18 protein-coding genes are annotated in these 17,280 nt (G+C 62.5%); 9 read left to right on the top strand and 9 right to left on the bottom strand.

Features of this window, described 5'->3' with window-relative positions; all coding sequences use genetic code 11:
- Nucleotides 1-138 precede the first annotated feature (138 nt).
- The 4 genes from CVS27_RS10790 to CVS27_RS10775 form a co-directional block, all read right to left on the bottom strand.
- Nucleotides 139-708 carry a DapH/DapD/GlmU-related protein gene (locus CVS27_RS10790; protein WP_103465741.1) on the bottom strand — a complete coding sequence of 190 codons (570 nt, stop codon included), beginning with the start codon at nucleotides 706-708 and terminating at the stop codon, nucleotides 139-141.
- Between the two features lie 302 nt (nucleotides 709-1,010).
- A complete protein-coding gene (locus CVS27_RS10785; protein ID WP_103465740.1) occupies nucleotides 1,011-1,967 on the bottom strand; it encodes a COX15/CtaA family protein in 957 nt (318 codons plus the stop codon).
- Nucleotides 1,958-2,734 carry an ABC transporter permease gene (locus tag CVS27_RS10780; RefSeq protein ID WP_103465739.1) on the bottom strand — a complete coding sequence of 259 codons (777 nt, stop codon included), beginning with the start codon at nucleotides 2,732-2,734 and terminating at the stop codon, nucleotides 1,958-1,960. Before CVS27_RS10780 ends, CVS27_RS10785 begins: the two co-directional genes overlap by 10 nt.
- Nucleotides 2,731-3,777, bottom strand: a complete 1,047-nt coding sequence (locus CVS27_RS10775; RefSeq protein WP_243400138.1) for an ABC transporter ATP-binding protein — start codon at nucleotides 3,775-3,777, stop codon at nucleotides 2,731-2,733. The genes CVS27_RS10780 and CVS27_RS10775 overlap by 4 nt, the downstream gene beginning before the upstream one ends.
- Before the next feature lie 151 nt (nucleotides 3,778-3,928).
- Here CVS27_RS10775 and CVS27_RS10770 point away from each other — a divergent pair, with 151 nt between their 5' ends.
- From CVS27_RS10770 to CVS27_RS10745, 6 genes are read left to right on the top strand one after another with little or no spacing between them, the layout of a single operon-like run.
- On the top strand, nucleotides 3,929-4,702 hold the full coding sequence (locus tag CVS27_RS10770) for a helix-turn-helix transcriptional regulator (protein WP_103465738.1): 774 nt from the start codon (nucleotides 3,929-3,931) through the stop codon (nucleotides 4,700-4,702).
- Nucleotides 4,702-6,177, top strand: a complete 1,476-nt coding sequence (sufB, locus tag CVS27_RS10765) for a Fe-S cluster assembly protein SufB (protein WP_103465737.1) — start codon at nucleotides 4,702-4,704, stop codon at nucleotides 6,175-6,177. Before CVS27_RS10770 ends, sufB begins: the two co-directional genes overlap by 1 nt.
- Nucleotides 6,178-7,494 carry a Fe-S cluster assembly protein SufD gene (gene sufD / locus CVS27_RS10760; RefSeq protein ID WP_103465736.1) on the top strand — a complete coding sequence of 439 codons (1,317 nt, stop codon included), beginning with the start codon at nucleotides 6,178-6,180 and terminating at the stop codon, nucleotides 7,492-7,494. It begins immediately after the preceding gene.
- Nucleotides 7,491-7,847, top strand: a complete 357-nt coding sequence (locus tag CVS27_RS10755; protein WP_103465735.1) for a non-heme iron oxygenase ferredoxin subunit — start codon at nucleotides 7,491-7,493, stop codon at nucleotides 7,845-7,847. Before sufD ends, CVS27_RS10755 begins: the two co-directional genes overlap by 4 nt.
- 42 nt (nucleotides 7,848-7,889) lie before the next feature.
- Nucleotides 7,890-8,657, top strand: a complete 768-nt coding sequence (sufC, locus tag CVS27_RS10750; protein ID WP_103465734.1) for a Fe-S cluster assembly ATPase SufC — start codon at nucleotides 7,890-7,892, stop codon at nucleotides 8,655-8,657.
- Between the two features lie 37 nt (nucleotides 8,658-8,694).
- The gene (locus CVS27_RS10745; RefSeq protein ID WP_103465733.1) at nucleotides 8,695-9,045 is read left to right on the top strand and encodes a metal-sulfur cluster assembly factor; all 351 of its coding nucleotides are present in this window, start codon (nucleotides 8,695-8,697) and stop codon (nucleotides 9,043-9,045) included.
- A 228-nt stretch (nucleotides 9,046-9,273) separates the two neighbouring features.
- Here the strand turns inward: CVS27_RS10745 and ypfJ are convergent, their stop codons facing one another.
- Nucleotides 9,274-10,179 (bottom strand): KPN_02809 family neutral zinc metallopeptidase, encoded by a 906-nt coding sequence (ypfJ, locus tag CVS27_RS10740; protein ID WP_103465732.1) that lies wholly within the window; start codon nucleotides 10,177-10,179, stop codon nucleotides 9,274-9,276.
- A 72-nt stretch (nucleotides 10,180-10,251) separates the two neighbouring features.
- Between ypfJ and CVS27_RS10735 the strand changes: the two genes are divergently transcribed.
- Nucleotides 10,252-11,754: an AMP-binding protein gene (locus tag CVS27_RS10735; protein ID WP_103465731.1), complete on the top strand. Its 1,503-nt coding sequence runs from the start codon at nucleotides 10,252-10,254 to the stop codon at nucleotides 11,752-11,754.
- On the top strand, nucleotides 11,720-12,928 hold the full coding sequence (locus CVS27_RS10730) for a thiolase family protein (protein ID WP_103465730.1): 1,209 nt from the start codon (nucleotides 11,720-11,722) through the stop codon (nucleotides 12,926-12,928). The genes CVS27_RS10735 and CVS27_RS10730 overlap by 35 nt, the downstream gene beginning before the upstream one ends.
- Nucleotides 12,929-12,964: 36 nt before the next feature.
- Here the strand turns inward: CVS27_RS10730 and CVS27_RS10725 are convergent, their stop codons facing one another.
- Genes CVS27_RS10725 through CVS27_RS10715 form a run of 3 tightly spaced genes read right to left on the bottom strand, consistent with a single transcriptional unit; the run spans nucleotide 12,965 to nucleotide 14,882 of the window.
- Nucleotides 12,965-13,624, bottom strand: coding sequence for an energy-coupling factor transporter transmembrane component T family protein (locus CVS27_RS10725; protein WP_103465729.1), 660 nt, complete (start codon nucleotides 13,622-13,624; stop codon nucleotides 12,965-12,967).
- The gene (locus tag CVS27_RS10720) at nucleotides 13,624-14,319 is read right to left on the bottom strand and encodes an energy-coupling factor ABC transporter ATP-binding protein (protein ID WP_103465848.1); all 696 of its coding nucleotides are present in this window, start codon (nucleotides 14,317-14,319) and stop codon (nucleotides 13,624-13,626) included. The genes CVS27_RS10725 and CVS27_RS10720 overlap by 1 nt, the downstream gene beginning before the upstream one ends.
- 20 nt (nucleotides 14,320-14,339) lie before the next feature.
- Nucleotides 14,340-14,882 (bottom strand): biotin transporter BioY, encoded by a 543-nt coding sequence (locus tag CVS27_RS10715; protein ID WP_243399825.1) that lies wholly within the window; start codon nucleotides 14,880-14,882, stop codon nucleotides 14,340-14,342.
- A 258-nt stretch (nucleotides 14,883-15,140) separates the two neighbouring features.
- Between CVS27_RS10715 and CVS27_RS10710 the strand changes: the two genes are divergently transcribed.
- Nucleotides 15,141-16,739 (top strand): ABC-F family ATP-binding cassette domain-containing protein, encoded by a 1,599-nt coding sequence (locus tag CVS27_RS10710; protein WP_103465727.1) that lies wholly within the window; start codon nucleotides 15,141-15,143, stop codon nucleotides 16,737-16,739.
- A gap of 45 nt (nucleotides 16,740-16,784) precedes the next feature.
- On the opposite strand, the gene CVS27_RS10705 is transcribed toward CVS27_RS10710, so the two are convergent.
- Entirely contained in the window at nucleotides 16,785-17,276 is a 492-nt protein-coding gene (locus CVS27_RS10705) for a YbaK/EbsC family protein (protein ID WP_103465726.1), read from the bottom strand.
- Between the last annotated feature and the right edge of the window lie 4 nt (nucleotides 17,277-17,280).

Genomic DNA, 17,280 nt, shown 5'->3' with positions numbered 1-17,280 from the left:
TGCTGACGGATTGTCTCCAGACTGCTCTTCCGAAGGGAAAGCGGCCGCTTCTTTGTCGACCGACGTCTGGGACCTTGAGCGCAGATGGTGCAGAAGCAATTCCTGACCCGGCAGAATGGGGCCTGTAAACAGCCCGGTTCAGTCGGTCGCCGTGCGCACCACCCGTGCAGGGGAGCCCACGACAACGGCTCCTGCCGGCACATCTTTCGTGACGACGGAGGCGGCCGCAACCACTGCATCATCCCCGATGTGCACACCCGGAAGGATGGTGGCGTTGGAGCCGATCCACACGTTGCGGCCGATTGTCACGGGGGCAGGATGCACGTCGGCTCGGCGGCTCGGCGCGAGGTCGTGGTTCAGTGTTGCGATCACCACGTTGTGCCCGATGAGGGTGTCATCGCCGATGGTCACCCCGCCCTGGTCCTGAACCTTGCATCCTGAGTTGATGAAGATCCGTTTCCCAAGAATGATGTTCTTTCCGAAGTCGGAATTGAAGGGCGGGAAGAGCGTCACGGATTCGTCAACCGGCCTGCCCGTCAGCCGGGCCAGCAGCTCCCGAACCCGCGCCGGTTCCTGGTATCCGCCATTTAGCTCCCCCGTAATGCGAAGGGCTTCTTGGCTGACGCGGTGCATGACCTCATGCAACGGCGAGTCCCCAGCGATGGTGCGGCCGGCATTCAAAGCCTCAAGAAGGTCGTCAAGTTCCATGATGTCCTTTCAACCAGATGCGGGCACCTCCCGCTCGCTGGCCTTGGCTTTCAGCGTACCGCCCGGCCACCAAGTGTTTCGTAGGCAAGATTCAGGGGCCGAGTGCGGTTGAGGGATCCAACCGCTTCATTTCAAACTCATTGATTGGGACCGGAAATTCCGACCGTTTAGTACCTGTCATTGTTCGTACCTGCCATGTGGAAAACGCTGCAGTGCGTGCTCTTTGGCAAGCAAAAGCGGCCGGTGACCTTCAAAAAAGAAGGTCACCGGCCGCCGTCGTACTAGGGCGTGAAAAGCTAGACTTACTTGCCGCGTCGCAGGGCCAGGTCAACAATGTTGGTGCCCGCAGCGAGCATGACTGAGGAACCCAGCATGTGGAAGCCAACCAGCAGGGCGGGGATGCCGGTGAAGTACTGCCAGTAGCCAATGAAGCCTTGGAGCAGGACGCCCAGGAAGAGCAGGATGGCGGCCTGGCGCAGGATGTCGCCCTTGCCGCGGCGCCACAGCAGGACTAGCAGCAGAAGCGAAACGGCCACCAGAACGTACACGGGGACCACATGGATGCGGGTCACCAGGTAGCCGTCAAGTTCGATCCTGGGGGAGGAAGAGTCGCCGGAGTGCGGTCCGGCTCCCGTGACAAGCGTGCCCAGACTTACTGCCAGGTACGTGGCGATTGCGGCAACGACGCTGAGCCGGCGAATCAGGGGGCGGGGACGCTCGGCGTCGGACGGTGCGCTCATGCCGGTGCGCCCATAGGTTCGGTTGACCAGCAGCATGGAAACCACCACTAGTGCGGCCGAGACCAGGAAGTGCAGGCTCACCACATAGGGGTTCAGTCCGGAAAGCACGGTGATGCCGCCCAGGACGGCCTGGGCCGGGATGCTGGCCAGCAGGCCAAAGGCCAGCCAGAACAGGTCCTTGCGTTCCTTGCGCAGATTCCACAGCATGACCAGCATGGCCAAAGCGATCGCGGCCAGCAGGAAGGTCAGTGTCCTGTTGCCGAATTCGATGACACCGTGAATGCCCATGGCGGGGGTGTTGGTGATGGATTCGGCGGTGCACTTGGGCCACGTGGGGCAGCCCAGGCCCGAACCGGTCAGGCGCACCACGCCACCGGAAACAATCAGAACGCCCTGGCCAACCAGCGAGGCAATAGACAGCCGCCGCAGGGCCGGGGTGATGCTGGTGGGCAGGCGATCGGCAAAGGATCGCTTGGCGGTGGTGGGAGGTGTCACGTCATTCACATCTTTCAATTCCATTTGAACCACTTAACGGCCGCAAGCGAACAAAGTGCCGCCCAGACCAGCAGGATGACCATTGCAAAAATATCGAGCCGGCTCTCCAGGAGCGCCCCCCGCATCAAATTTCCCAGCGCGCCGGAGGGCAGCCACTGGACAAAGTCGGCCATCGACGCCGAGAACTTGCCGGCTGGCAGGACAATGCCACCCAGCGCGGCAAACAGGATCCAACCGAGGTTGGTGATGGCGAGCGTCGCCTCGGGGCGCACGGTCCCGGCAATCAACAGGCCCAGCGCTGTGAAGGTGATCGCCCCCAAAATCAGCAGGGGAATCCCCAGCAGCACACCGGCAACCGGCGGGCGCCAGCCCAGAAACGCGGCAACCGTGGAGATGATGACCACCTGGAGAGCCAGCGCCACAAGCACCGCAATGACCTTGCCGGCAATGAGGCCACCCTTGCCCAGCGGTGTTGTGGACAGGAACCGCAGCACGCCGTAGCGCCTGTCAAAACCCGTGGCAATGCCTTGGCCTGTGAACGCCGTGGACAACGCACACAAGGCAAGGATGCCCGGTGCTGCCATCTCGACGCGGCTGTACCCCATGCCGTCCAGCAGGGGAGTGGCTGTCAAGGCAATGAGGCCCAGCAGCGGCATGACAACCATCAGGACCAGTTGTTCACCGTTGCGCAGCATGGTGGCCGCCTCGTAGCGGCCCTGGCTGATGACACGGCGCAGGCGTGTCGCCGGACGTGTGGTCCTCTCGCCAGCGAAAAGTGAGGGTGTACTCATGAGAGCTCCGATTCTGCTTCTGCGCGGCTTGATTCCGTGTTGCCTGTGGTGCTGGCTGATCCACTGGCCGATGCCTCACTGGAGGGCGACGCTGCGGCTGACACGGCCAGGAAGACATCCTCAAGTGACTGGGAGGCCAGGTGCACCGAGGTGGGCATGGCGTTCGAAGCGGCACACCATTGGCCAAAAGCCGCCATGTCGGCGGGTGTGAAGGACCCAGACAGGCTGTACGCGCCGGGGCGGGTTTCCGAGCAGATCAGGCCACTGTGTTGCAAGCCAGTTGTGTCCAGGCCCGGCACCGTCTCAAACGTCATGGTGCGGTGCTTTTGCGCTGCCGTCGACTGACTCAGCAGCTGCGCCACAGTGCCCTCGGCGACAGACTCGCCGTGGTTGACAATGTAGACATAGTCGGCAAGTCGCTGCGCGTCGTCGAGCAGGTGGGTGGTCAGGATGATGGCCTTGCCGCTGTCACGCAATTCGCGGATCAGCTCAAAGACCATCAGGCGCGACTGCGGGTCCAGCCCTGCACTGGGTTCATCCAGGAACAATACCTCGGGGTTTCCCAACAGGCTCGCGGCCAGGGCAACGCGCTGCTTCTGGCCGCCGGAGAGCCGCCTAATGGTGGTGTTGGAGAATTCTGCAATCTCCAACCGGTCCACCAGGGCATCCACGGTCAGCGGATTTTCATACAAGCTGGCCACGTGCCGCAACAGGGCAATGGGCCGCGCCGATGGGGGGAGTCCGCCGTCCTGAAGCATGACACCCACGCGGGAACGCAGCACCGCGTCAGCGTTCTCGGGGTCCTGGCCCAGCAGGGAAACGGACCCGCCGGTGCGGTTTTGCAGGCCTTGGGCGCATTCAATCGTGGTGGTTTTTCCGGCGCCATTGGCTCCGAGCAGCGCTGTGACCTGGCCAAAATGGGCCCGGAGACTAATATTGGAGACGATTCTTTTCATCCGGCCGTCAAGGGCCGTGATGGGACCAACGTCTTTTATGAGCCCCTCGATGATCAGGGCAGGTTCGGGTGAGAGAGGCTGTGGCACCCGCCCATTCTACGCGAGGTAGTAGGGCGCGACGGCGGACCCCTCACCAGCGCTGCGTGGGTAGGCTCACCTTAGTGGATGTCGCGGGCTAATTACGGCATACTTGTCTTGTCTAATGTTGTGTGTTATTTCGATTGTGTGTGAGGTGTGAATGAGTCAGCAAATTGATACCGGGACATTGTCCAGTGTGGAGCCTGATGAACGTACCCGAGACCGCGTCTTAACTGCCGTACTCAAGCAAGGACCTGTCAGTGCAGCCCAGTTGGGCACGCTGCTGGGGCTGACGCCTGCTGCCGTGCGCCGACATTTGGACTCCTTGACCCGTGAAGGCTTGATCGAGATCAAGCTCATCAGCAACGCCAAGTCCGGTGCTGGCAGGCCGGCGCGCAGATATGTTGTCTCCAAGCGAGGGCAGACCGAAATTGGCGATGACTACCTGGAAATTGCCACCCTGGCGCTGCGGCAGATCGCCGACACCCGGGGCGAGGAAGGAATTGTTGAATTTGCGCAACGCCGCTTTGCCATGATGGAAGCCAAATACCAGCCGTTGGTTGATGCCGCCGGCGACGATGTTGCGGCCCGCTCCAAGGCTCTTGCCGAGGCGCTGAACGCCGATCGTTTTGTGGCCACGTCAAACTCCCTCAACGCCGGTTCCGCCATGGCTGCCGAGCAGCTGTGCCAGGGCCATTGCCCCATCCAGGAACTAGCCACCTCCTTTCCCGAATTTTGCGACGCCGAGACAAAGATATTCTCCCGACTGATCGGCGTCGATGTGCGCAGGCTCTCCACCATGGCAAGTGGCGGACATGTTTGCACCACCCATGTACCCACGGGACGCGCAGTAGTTCGCAAGTTGGGGCCCACGCCCACAACAAGCCAACGTGTCCCGAGCTCCGTTTCCAACCATCAGCAAGAAAGGCCGTGATGACGGATCAATTAGCGCAGGATGTGAGCGCCAACGGTGACGTGGCAGATGCCACCAACCACGACATCCTCGAAAGAAACCCCGAGCTGGAGGGCCTGGGCAACTATGCCTTCGGCTGGTCCGACAAAAACGCGGCCAGCGACAACGCACGTCGCGGTTTGAGCGAAGAGGTCGTCCGCGACATCTCCGCGAAAAAGAACGAGCCGCAGTGGATGCTGGACATGCGCCTGAAGGGCTTGAAGTACTTCGACCGCAAGCCCATGCCCACCTGGGGTGCAGACCTCTCCGGCATTGACTTCGATAACATCAAGTACTTTGTGCGCTCCACCGAGAAGCAGGCCACCACGTGGGAAGAATTGCCGGATGACATCCGCAACACCTACGAGAAGCTGGGCATCCCGGAAGCTGAGCGCAACCGCTTGGTTGGTGGCGTAACTGCCCAGTACGAATCTGAGGTGGTGTACCACCAGATTCGTGAGGACTTGGAAGAGAAGGGTGTCATCTTCACCGACACCGACACCGGTCTGCGCGAATACCCGGAGATCTTCCAGGAATACTTCGCCACCATGATCCCTGTGGGCGACAACAAGTTTGCGTCACTGAACACGGCCGTCTGGTCCGGCGGTTCCTTCGTGTACGTCCCCCCGGGCGTCCACGTGGACATCCCGCTGCAGGCGTACTTCCGCATCAACACCGAGAACATGGGCCAGTTTGAGCGCACGCTCATCATCGCCGATGAAGGCAGTTACGTTCACTACATTGAAGGTTGCACAGCCCCGATCTACACCTCGGACTCCCTGCACTCGGCCGTTGTGGAAATTGTGGTGAAGAAGAACGCCCGCGTTCGCTACACCACCATCCAGAACTGGTCCAACAACGTGTACAACCTGGTGACCAAGCGCGCCATTGCACACGAAGGCGCCACCATGGAGTGGGTCGATGGCAACATCGGTTCCAAGGTCACCATGAAGTACCCGGCCGTCTACCTTGTGGGCGAGCACGCCAAGGGTGAGACCCTGTCGGTGGCATTCGCCGGCGAGGGCCAGCACCAGGACACGGGCTCGAAGATGGTTCACATTGCGCCCAACACGCAGTCCTCCATCATCTCCAAGTCCGTTGCCCGCGGTGGCGGACGCGCGGCCTACCGCGGTTTGGTCCAGATCCGTGAAGGCGCAACGCACTCGGCCAACACCGTGCGCTGTGACGCCCTCCTGGTGGACAACATTTCCCGCTCCGACACGTACCCGTACGTGGACGTTCGTGAAGACGATGTCTCCATGGGCCACGAGGCAACAGTGTCCAAGGTCAGCGAAGAGCAGCTGTTCTACCTGCAGTCCCGCGGCATGCCCGAGGACGAGGCCATGGCCATGATTGTGCGCGGCTTCATCGAGCCGATCGCCAAGGAACTTCCCATGGAATACGCACTTGAACTGAACCGCCTGATCGAACTGCAGATGGAAGGGGCCGTCGGTTAAATGACCGAGCTCACAGAAGAAAAGACAACAGGCGGCAAGACTTGGTCGCAGGGATTCATCAAGGGCATGAATGAGGAAGGCGAACAGCTTTCCGAGATCAACCCTGAAACCGGCCCGCTGGGCGGCAGCGCTGCCAAGGCGCACAGCCATGGCGGCGACAGCCACGGCGGCGGCGTTGGCGTTCCCGACAGCTCCCGCGCAGGCCGTCTGACCTCTTACAAGATGGCAGACTTCCCGCTCATCACCGGCCGTGAAGAAGAATGGCGTTTCACCCCGCTCAAGCGCATGCGCGGCCTTGACCGTGTTGGTGTCAAGGGTCAGGAACTCTCCGGCCCGGCACCCGTCGTTGAGGTCTCCAAGCCCGACGGCGTCACGGTTGAGACCGTGGGGCGCGACGACTCACGCATCGGCAAGGCAGGCATCCCCGAGGACCGTGTGGCAGCTGCCGCATGGGAGAACTTCACCGAAGCCACAGTTGTCACGCTGTCGGCAGAATTTGTTGGCAACGCTGAGAACGTCACCACCTTAACCCTCACCGGCCAGGGCGACGTTCCGGCTGCAGCCCACATTGTGGTGCACGCCAAGAAGTTCGCCACCGGCGTTGTGGTCCTTGACCACCGCGGCAGTGCAGTTCTCTCCGAGAACATTGAGATTTTGGTTGAGGACGGTGCCAACCTGACGGTTGTCAGCATCCAGGATTGGAACGACGACACCGTGCACGCCAGTGCCCAGCACATTTTGGTGGGCCGCGACGCGAAAGTTAAGCACGTCGTCGTCAACCTTGGTGGCAACTTGCTGCGCACCACCCCTGCCGCCCGCTACAGCGGCACCGGTGCCGAGGTTGAAATGTACGGACTGTACTTTGCCGACGCCGGCCAGCACCTGGAACAGCGCTTGTTCGTGGATCACTCCACCAAGAACTGCAAGTCCCGCGTCACCTACAAGGGTGCACTGCAGGGCGACGGGGCACACGCTGTGTGGATTGGCGATGTCCTGATCCGCAAGCAGGCCGAAGGCACCGACACCTACGAGATGAACCGCAACCTGATCCTGACCCAGGGTGCGCGTGCCGACTCGGTGCCCAACCTGGAAATCGAGACGGGCATGATCGAAGGCGCCGGACACGCAAGTGCCACCGGCCGTTTCGATGACGAGCAATTGTTCTACCTGCAGGCTCGCGGCATTGCAGAAGATGTGGCCCGCCGTTTGGTGGTTCGTGGTTTCTTGAATGAAGTCATCCAGCACATCAAGGTTCCTGCCCTCGAAGAGCGTTTGCGCGATGCCGTGGAACGCGAATTGGCGGCGACACCACAGTGAGTGATTCCTCCACGCCTGCCGGCGTCATTGTCTGCCAAGACAGCGATGTTCAGGTCAAGTCATCCTTGCTCGTCGAGGTTGATGATTTCCCCATCGCGATTGTGCGGGACTCCTACGGAGACCTTCACGCTATTGGAGATACCTGCTCCCATGCAGAGATTTCCCTGAGCGAGGGCGACGTGGAGGACGGCACCATTGAATGCTGGGCGCACGGCAGCTCGTTCGATCTGAAATCAGGCGAACCGCTGACCCTGCCCGCATTTGAGCCCGTGCCCGTCTTTGCCTTGAGCATTCATGGCAGCGACGTCTATGTGGACGTCACCAACATTCTTAACGGCGTCAGCGCGCAGTAGCGCCGCGGCCCGCACACACAAATTTTTAGGAGAAAATAGAGTATGTCGACTCTGGAAATCAAGGACCTGCACGTCAGCATTGAGACCGAGCAGGGCGTCAAGCCCATCCTCAAGGGTGTCAGCCTGACCATCAACACCGGGGAAACCCACGCCATCATGGGCCCCAACGGCTCCGGCAAATCCACCCTCGCGGCCACCATTGCCGGCCACCCCCGCTACACAGTGGACAGCGGCTCCATCACCCTGGACGGCGAAAACGTCCTGGAGATGACAGTTGACCAGCGTGCACGCGCCGGCCTGTTCCTGGCCATGCAGTACCCCGTGGAAATCCCCGGAGTCACCATGACCAACTTCCTGCGCACCGCCAAGACTGCCATTGACGGCGAAGCCCCCAAGCTGCGCACCTGGACCAAGGACGTCAAGGCTGCCATGGCGCAGTTGCGCATCGAGCCTGAGTTTGCTGAGCGCAACGTCAACGAAGGCTTCTCCGGTGGCGAGAAGAAGCGCCACGAAATCCTCCAGCTGGAACTGCTCAAGCCCAAGTTCGCCATCCTGGACGAGACCGACTCCGGCCTGGACGTTGACGCGCTGAAGGTTGTCTCCGAAGGCGTCAACCGTTCCATCGAGGACGGCGGGCTGGGCACCTTGCTCATCACCCACTACACACGCATCCTGCGCTACATCAAGCCGCAGTTTGTGCACGTGTTCGTTGACGGCAGCATTGCCGAACAGGGCGGCCCGGAACTTGCCGACCGCTTGGAAGACGAAGGTTACGACCGCTACCAGGTTGCAGAGTCGGCAACGGCCTAACCGCCACGCCACTCTCTATATTGCCAAGAAGGTAATCATGACTGACATCAGCGAAACAAGCGCAGCGATTGTTGCTGGGCAAACCAACCTCGAAGACGTTGAGGAAGCCCTCAGGGACGTCATTGACCCGGAACTCGGCGTCAACATCGTGGACCTGGGCCTGCTCTACGGCTTGCGCTACGGCGACGACGGTGCCTTGCTGTTGGACATGACGCTGACCACAGCGGCGTGCCCCCTGCAGGACGTCATCGAGGAGCAGGTGGAGGCCTCCCTGGGTCCCATCGTTGACGAATGGCGCATCAACTGGGTGTGGATGCCGCCGTGGGGTCCCGAGCGGATCACAGACGACGGCCGCGACCAGATGCGGGCCCTCGGCTTCAACATCTAGTAGGCAGCAAGCGCACCTTCGCGCTGATCTGGTGCCCGCCCGTCCCCAGCTGCTCCCTCCACTCGCAAGCTCGCAGTGGGGCCCGCGCAGCTGTGGGCCCATCGCGGACGCCCGGAGCCGCTCCCGGCACGCACATCAGCGCCTCGGCGCACATGCTGCTTGCGCAAAGAACCGCCGTTGTCCTGGCATTTGCCCGGACGACGGCGGTTCTTTCGTTTCGGTTGTTGGCTACACCTTGGGGACTGAGAAGGTGTCGCAGGCGGCCATGTCGGCGCTTTGGTAGCCGGTGTACAACCACTTTTGACGTTGGGCGCTGGAGCCGTGACTCCAGGACTCCGGATTGGTGCGGCCCGTGGCTGCCTGCTGGATTCGGTCGTCACCCACCGAGGAGGCCGCCGAGAGGGCGTCGTTGAGGTCCTGCTGCGTCAATGCTTTAAGGAAAGGCAGCGTGGAGCCCGGCGCCGGCTGTGTTGAGGCGTAGCGCATCCACACACCCGCATAGCAATCGGCCTGCAGTTCGGTTCGCACAGCTGCGGATTGGGCGCCCGTGGCGCCCTGATTGCCCTTGTCAATGGTGCCGGTGATGTTCTGGACATGGTGGCCAAACTCGTGCGCCACAACGTACTCCTGCGCCAGTGGCCCGCCGGAGGAGCCAAACTGTTCCTCCAGCTGGGCAAAGAAGTCGGGATCGAAGTACGCCTTGTTGTCCCCGGGGCAGTAGAACGGCCCCACGGCCGAGGTGGCAGAACCACAGGCAGTGCTGACGCTGCCGGTGAAGATCACTGTTTTCGGCACTGAGTACTTGATGTTGTACTGGGCCAGATACCCGGGCCAGAAGCTGTTGAGCGAGTTGGCCGTGCCCAGGATCCGGCAGTCCAGGCGTTCATTGGCGTCCTGGCCGGTTTGGCAGCTTTCCAAGCCGCTGGCACCGCTCTGCTCAATGGCCGGCTGGGTGCCCGTGTCGCCCAACAAACCCGAGAGCAAGTCAGGGTTGATGCCCAGGAGTGCGCCAATCAGCACCACGATTCCACCACCGAGCCCCAGCCCCACCTTGCCGCCGCGCCCCATGCCCGTGCGGCCCCTGCGGTCCTCAGCCTGCGACGGGTCCAGTCGGGCACCTTCATTAAAAGTCATGGCAACAGCTTAACCTCTGCTGGTTGAGCTGTGCGGCAATTTTCCGGACAGTGTTTCGCTAGCATGTAGTCAATGCCATTCATTGACCAGCTCCAGCGCTGGGCCCGCACCGCGGGCCAGAACGCCGCCGTGGTGGTGGGGGAGCATCGGCTCACCTTCGCCCAGCTCCTTGCCGCCGCCACGTCCACCCCCGGCGCAGCGCAGCTTGTGGAAGTCATTGACGAGCCAACCAGCACAGCCTTGGCCGCCAGATTCTGTGCAGCCGTCTACTCAGGCAAGGTGGCCATGGTGATCGACGCCCAAGGGTCACCCGACCTTCGGCACCGGCTACGCGATGCTGCACTGGACTGGGCCAACGGGGCCGACCATGGGGGATCAGCGGAGCCACCATTTTTGCTGGGACTGTCCTCAGGCACCAGCGGACTGCCTAAGGCGTTCACCCGCAGCAGCGCATCATGGCAAGAATCCATGGGCCGCAGTGTCGAGTTCTTCGAGGTCACAGAACGGACCGTCACCTTGGCTCCGGGACCCCTGGCCGCCAGTATGAATCTTTATGCCTTGGGCGAGTCCATCTATGCAGGGTCCACTTTTGTGGCGCTGCCGCACTTCAGCACCGCGGCAGCATTGGCGGCCATGGCAGAGCACAACGTCAACAGGCTGGTTCTGGTGCCGACAGTTCTGGAGCTACTGGCCGGCGCCGGGTTGCGCACACAACAGTCTGGCCAGCAACTGGCCTCAATCGTGTGCGCCGGCTCGGCACTCTCGGCAGGCGCCTTGGCCTTGGCCCGTGAATGGGCGCCCAACGCAGCCATCCACCAGTACTACGGTGCCGCCGAGTTGGGTTTTGTGGCCGCGTCCGGCGTCGACCGTACCGGGACGCCCGCCATGCCGGAAACCAGTGTGGGTACCGCATTTCCGGGCGTTCAGATCAGCATCCGTGATGGCCACGGGAAACGTGTGGACCGCGGCGTGGAGGGGACCATTTACGTCAAGAGCCCCTATGTTTGCAGCGGCTACGCCTGGGGCGACGACGGACTTGCCTTCAGCTCACTCGCAGCCAATGCGCCGTGGCGTCAAGACGGCCAGGATCGAGTCGAATCGGAACTGGAAGTCGAATCGGATGCGCGGGAGTGGTTTACGGTTCACGATCAGGGACGCCTTGACAACGCCGGACGGTTGCACGTGCTGGGCCGGGCCAGCGACATGATCGTCACGGCAGGGGCGAACGTCTATCCCCACGCGGTGGAGGCAGCCCTCGCAGCCGCCGCGGCGGCCTCCTTCGACGGCCGGCACGTCAGCGTTTTGGTGACAGGGCGGGAGGATCCTTTGCGGGGGCAGCGCCTTGTGGCAGGGCTCTACGCCAGCGAAGGGATTGCAGCGGGCGCGGGGGAACGCAACGCTACCGCGTTGCTGGCCCGCTGCCGTCTCGCTGCTGCCAAACTCCCGGCATCGCACCGGCCAAGCCAGTACTATCTACTGGACGCATTGCCGTTGACGGGCAGCGGAAAGATCAGCCGAGCCATCTTCACACAGTGGCTCAATGAAGGGGACCCCCGTGCACAACGACTCCACTGATCTGGCCCAGGTGACCGGCCACGCCGCGCGGACCACCGCTGTCATTGTTGCCGCCAAGCGCCTGCCCAACGCCAAAGCCAGCGGGGCCTACAAGCACATCAGGGCGCACGACCTTGCCGCTGCGGTGATCAAACCCCTGGTGGCTGACAATGACGTGCTTCCGCAGGACATCAATGACGTCATCCTGGGCAATGCCACGGGCGGCGGCGGGAACATGGCCAGGCTGGCTGCCTTGAGCGCCGGCCTGCCGCACCACGTACCGGGCCTCACGGTGGACCGGCAGTGCGGCTCGGGGCTTGAGGCGATAGTACTGGCCTGCCGACTGGTTCAGGCCGGCGCCGGTGAGCTGTATGTGGCGGGGGGAGTGGAGAGCATCAGCACTGCCCCCGCCCGCGCGCATCGCCATCCCGACGGCACCCTGGAGTTTTATCGGCGGGTGCAGTTTTCCCCGTTAGAACTGGGCGACCCCGATGCCGGTGTGGCGGCAGAGAACGTGGCCACGCACTATGCCATCAGCCGGAGCCGCCAGGACGCGTACGCCCTGGAAAGTCACCGGCGTGCCGTGGCCGCCACCGCGCAAGGGCGCTTCGCTCAGGAACTGGTGCCGTTTGAGTCACTGGCAGCAGATCAAGGGCCCCGCCACAATCTCAACGCTGCGCTGATGGCCAGATTCCCGCCAGTCTTTGTGCCTGGAGGAACGGTGACTGCCGGCAATTCCTGCCCCGACAGTGACGGCGCGGCTGTTGTGGTGGTGACGTCGCTGGCCAAGGCCCGGCGCATGGGCGCCGCTGGACTGCTGTTCCGTGACAGTGCCGTGACGGGCAATGATCCGAACCTGCTGGGCGTGGGGGCCGCCCACTCCACCAGGGAACTCATGGCGCGCACGGGTCTGAGTTCCGCCGCACTGGGCACCAGCCTGATCGAGTTCAACGAGGCTTTCGCAGCCCAGGTCCTGGCCGTTGCCGACCTTTTGGGCCTTGACCCGCAACTCTTCAACCACGACGGCGGGGCGCTGGCTTTGGGGCACCCGTACGGTGCCTCGGGGGCCGTGTCGGTGACGAGGCTGCTGGCCCAGGCGCGCCGAAATGATGAGCCGGGCAGGACTGCCGTGGCCATGATCAGCATGGCAGGCGGGATGGGCATTTCAGCGCAATTCCAGTGGGTAAAACTGTAGCCGCATGCTTGGTGCCGGCGGTCCCATGACTGACCTTCAGGGCCGGGACGCGTCGTCGTCCTCGGGATCACCCAAACCACGGGCGGCCAAGGCTTCCCCCGTGGCGCGGGCATAGCCCACGGTGGCAATCACCACGGGCAGCGAGCGGGCCAAGAGGTTGCGTTCCAAGCCGCGGGCGCGGGCGGCGTCGCGCACATCGCCAAAGGCTCCAATGACAAACGGAATGCTCCGCAACATCAGAGCCACTGTGAGAGAGAAACGCTCCGGATCGGCCCCGAACCGTTCCAGCGGCTTGACCACTGCGGCCAGGCCGTCCAGGAGTTCATCCACGGGTGTTGTGGAGGTGAGCACATTTGACGCCAGCACGGTCGCCACGATGGCCGCCATGACCTGCCAGGCCACCCACGGGCCGTGCTGCCACCACTGGTACCCGGCAATCAGGATCAGGAAGATCAGCATGAGCCGGATGGCGCGCCACATCCGATGCCAACCCAGCCCGGCCACAAAGTGGGCCACCATCACCGCCAACAGGGTCAGGGTTGTCACCACTGCCCCCACCCGGGTTGAGATGATGGGCGATCCCAGGGCGAGCACTGCCACGGCAAACAGCAGGGTTGCCTTAAGCCCCAGCCGCATGCGGTGCAGGGGAGAGGAGCCCGGAACGTAGCCGGCCACCAAGTGGGCGTGGCCGCGCACTAGCCTGCCAGCTCCCGGTACGCGGCAACGCCCTGGTGGGGGTCGCCGTCGAACACCAGGGCACCCTGATCCATGACCAGGACCCGCTCAAAAGTGGCAGCCAGCGCCAGATCGTGGGTGGAGAGAATGATCTGTTGGGGCAGTGCTGCCAAGCGTTCCATCAACAACCTGGTGTTGCGCAGGTCCAGGAGGGTGGAGGGCTCATCGAGCACCAGAATGTCCGGGACCACCGCCAATACCGTGGCCAGCGCTGTGAGTTGCCGTTCGCCGCCGGAGAGTTCGTAAATGCTGCTCTGGGCCAGATGCTCCAGACGGTATTCGTGCAGGATGGCCAGGGCCTGCTCCCGGCGTTCCTTCTTACTCAGCTTCGCCCGGCGCAGGGACAGCTCAATGTCTTCCTGCGGTGTGGGCATCACCAATTGCGAGAGTGGGTCCGTGAAGACAAAGCCAACGCTACGCCGCACGGCAGCAGCCTCGCGGTGGGTACTGCGGCCGTTGACCTCAACCGTGCCCGTGGTGGGCAGGACGAGGCCATTGATGAGCCGCAAAAACGTTGATTTTCCTGAGCCGTTGGCCCCAATCACGGCAATGCGCTGCTGGGTCAGGGTCAGGGACAGTGGAGCCAGAATGGTTTTTGACTCTTTGATGCGGGGATCGCTGGGGGGAATGCTGACACTGGCCTGGGCCAGTTCAATTCTGCAGCTCGGGGCGGGGCTCACTTGCGGCGTCGCACCAAAAGATCGGGGAAGGCCTTGTGCAGGCTCAGGGCAATCACCACAGCCAAGACGTTCTTGATGATGTCTCCGGGAAGGTAAATGGCGTCGGCCGCAATGGCTGTGGGCAGGCTCATGCCCTTGATGACAAAGCCCACAATTCCGCTGGCATGAATGACCACTGTGCCAGCCATGGCGGCCGCAAACAATGCGGCTGCACGCCAGCGGCGCCGGAGCGCCCAGGTGGCGAGCAGGCCCACCACGGCAACACCGAAGATGAAGCCGATGATGTAGCCGGCGGAGGGGCTGGCCAACACGGCCGGACCGGCGCGGAAGCCGCTAAAAATGGGCAGTCCAATGAGGCCCAGCAGAATGTAAAGGCCCACAGCCGCAGTGCCACGGCCGAAACCAAGGACCAGTCCGCACAAGCTGACAACAAGCGTTTGGAGGGTGATGGCCACACCGAGGGGGCCAACATTCACTCCGGGAACGGCAATGGAAGCAGCCAGCAGAGCAGCAAAAACGGCAATGAGTGACAGGTCCATGGCACTCCAGCGTTTCCGCCGTGAGTATAGACTATGGCGCGAGGGCGATCCGCCGGGCTGCCCGCCGGATGTACCCAACGTCTCTTTCATCGACTGTGATGAAGTCATTAGTGCAACTTTCAGTAAATTTCTCCGGGCGCAGGACTTGGTGGCCCGGGAACCTCGTTAGACTGGACAGGTTGTGCAACGCTCGTCTAGCCCGCAGGGGCTCAGGATTCGTTTCGCGGCACATACCCGCTTACGTGAAAGGTTACTACGTTGATATCGGTCCAAGACCTTGAGTTACGTGCTGGAGCGCGCCTGCTCATGGACGAAGTATCATTCCGCATCGACAACGGTGACAAGATCGGACTTGTGGGCCGCAACGGCGCCGGCAAGACCACCCTGACACGTGTTTTGGCCGGTGAAGGACTCCCCGCAGGCGGCAAGGTCACCCGCACGGGTGAGATCGGCTACCTGCCGCAGGATCCGCGCACCCCTGACATGGAGCAGCTGGCCAAGGACCGCATTCTTGCCGCGCGCGACATGGACAAAGTCATCACCAAGCTGCGCAAGGCAGAGAATGACATGGCCAGCGACGACGACGCCATCCGCGACAAGGCGATGCGCCGCTACGACCGCCTCGAGGCGGAATTCCTGGCTGCTGGCGGTTATGCCGCAGAGGCCGAGGCAGCTGCCATTTCCTCGAACCTTGCCTTGCCTGAGCGCATTCTGAACCAGCCTTTGAAGACCCTTTCCGGTGGTCAGCGCCGCCGTGTTGAGCTGGCACGCATTTTGTTCTCCGGTGCGCAGACAATGCTCCTTGATGAGCCCACCAACCACTTGGACGCCGACTCCATCGCCTGGCTCAGGGACTTCCTCAAGAGCCACAATGGTGGCTTGATTGTGATCAGCCACGACACCGAGCTGCTCGAAGCCACGGTGAACAAGGTCTACCACCTGGACGCCAACCGCGCCACGATTGACCAGTACAACTTGGGCTGGAAGAAGTACCTGGCCCAGCGTGAAACCGATGAGCGTGCCCGACGTCGTGAACGCGCCAACGCTGAAAAGAAGGCCGGCGTCCTCATGGAACAGGCCAACAAGATGCGCGCCAAGGCCACCAAGGCCGTTGCCGCCCAGAACATGGCCAAGCGGGCCGAACGGCTGTTGGCCGGTCTGGAAGAAGTACGCGCCAGCGACAAGGTTGCAGCGCTGCGCTTCCCGGATCCCTCGCCCTGTGGCAAGACCCCGCTGATGGCGGAAGGACTGAGTAAGTCCTACGGCTCCTTGGAGATTTTCACGGACGTCAGCCTTGCCATTGACCGTGGATCCAAGGTGGTCATCCTGGGCCTCAACGGTGCCGGCAAGACCACGCTGTTGCGCATGCTGGCAGGTGTTTCAAAGCCGGACACGGGTGAGATCATTCCCGGCCACGGGCTCAAGGTTGGCTACTACGCCCAGGAGCACGACACCCTTGATGTGAACCGCACGGTGCTTGAGAATATGCGCTCGGCTGCAGGCACCATGAACGACGCCGAGGTTCGCGGCATTTTGGGTTCATTCCTGTTCTCCGGCGACGACGTCAACAAGCCTGCAGGCGTTCTCTCCGGTGGTGAAAAGACGCGTCTGGCTCTGGCCACCATCGTGGCCTCCAGCGCCAACGTGCTGCTGCTCGATGAGCCCACCAACAACCTGGACCCTGCCAGCCGTGCGGAAATCCTGGGGGCCTTGAAGAACTACACAGGCGCCGTTGTCTTGGTCAGTCACGATGAGGGAGCAGTTGCGGCCCTTGACCCCGAGCGTGTGGTTCTGTTGCCCGACGGCGACGAAGACCTGTGGAACCCGGAGTACCTGGACCTCATCACGCTGGCCTAGTCCCCAACTGCTGCCCAAACCAACAGAAACTGCCGTGCGCTGACTTCAGCGCACGGCAGTTTCTGTTGCGGTGGTGGTTGCCAGGAGCTGTTCGTAGCTGATGGACAGCATGGCCTGGTGGCTTCCTGCCCCCGCCCACAGCACGGGGTACTGTGCCAATGAGGTGTCCAAAAAGGTGCGGATTGGGCAGGGGTGGCCCAGCGGTGCCACGCCGCCTACCGGCTGGCCCGCATGTTCCAGAACAAAGTCGGCCGTGGCCCGGCTGATCTTGGCCAAGCCGTGCTCACGGGCCACCAATTTGACGTCCACCTTGGCGGCTCCGCTGGCAAGAATCAGCAGGGGAGCGCCGTCGCACTCAAAGATCAGGCTGTTGGCAATGGCTCCCACATCGCAGCCCAGGACGGCGGCGGCGGCGGCAGCGGTGGCAACGGAATCCGGCACCACGATGACTGTGTCGGCAAGCCCTGCCGCGGCCAGGGCTGCGCGCACGTTCTCAACAACGGGGTTGCGGTTCTCTGTGTTTGTCTCAGTGTTCACGCCT

Source organism: Arthrobacter glacialis (assembly GCF_002909445.1).
GTDB classification, from domain to species: Bacteria; Actinomycetota; Actinomycetes; order Actinomycetales; family Micrococcaceae; genus Specibacter; species Specibacter glacialis.
Note: the sequence above shows the minus strand (reverse complement) of the source record. Positions and strands in the feature narration are given on the sequence as shown.

Bases quoted from the DNA above. Each gene is read 5' to 3' on its own strand.
- sufC (WP_103465734.1), top strand. From the start codon at position 7,890: ATGTCGACTCTGGAAATCAAGGACCTGCACGTCAGCATTGAGACCGAG.
- CVS27_RS10735 (WP_103465731.1), top strand. From the start codon at position 10,252: ATGCCATTCATTGACCAGCTCCAGCGCTGGGCCCGCACCGCGGGCCAG.
- CVS27_RS10770 (WP_103465738.1), top strand. From the start codon at position 3,929: ATGAGTCAGCAAATTGATACCGGGACATTGTCCAGTGTGGAGCCTGAT.
- sufD (WP_103465736.1), top strand. From the start codon at position 6,178: ATGACCGAGCTCACAGAAGAAAAGACAACAGGCGGCAAGACTTGGTCG.
- CVS27_RS10715 (WP_243399825.1), bottom strand. From the start codon at position 14,882: ATGGACCTGTCACTCATTGCCGTTTTTGCTGCTCTGCTGGCTGCTTCC.
- CVS27_RS10790 (WP_103465741.1), bottom strand. From the start codon at position 708: ATGGAACTTGACGACCTTCTTGAGGCTTTGAATGCCGGCCGCACCATC.
- CVS27_RS10730 (WP_103465730.1), top strand. From the start codon at position 11,720: ATGAAGGGGACCCCCGTGCACAACGACTCCACTGATCTGGCCCAGGTG.
- CVS27_RS10780 (WP_103465739.1), bottom strand. From the start codon at position 2,734: ATGAGTACACCCTCACTTTTCGCTGGCGAGAGGACCACACGTCCGGCG.
- sufB (WP_103465737.1), top strand. From the start codon at position 4,702: ATGACGGATCAATTAGCGCAGGATGTGAGCGCCAACGGTGACGTGGCA.
- CVS27_RS10785 (WP_103465740.1), bottom strand. From the start codon at position 1,967: ATGGAATTGAAAGATGTGAATGACGTGACACCTCCCACCACCGCCAAG.
- ypfJ (WP_103465732.1), bottom strand. From the start codon at position 10,179: ATGACTTTTAATGAAGGTGCCCGACTGGACCCGTCGCAGGCTGAGGAC.
- CVS27_RS10745 (WP_103465733.1), top strand. From the start codon at position 8,695: ATGACTGACATCAGCGAAACAAGCGCAGCGATTGTTGCTGGGCAAACC.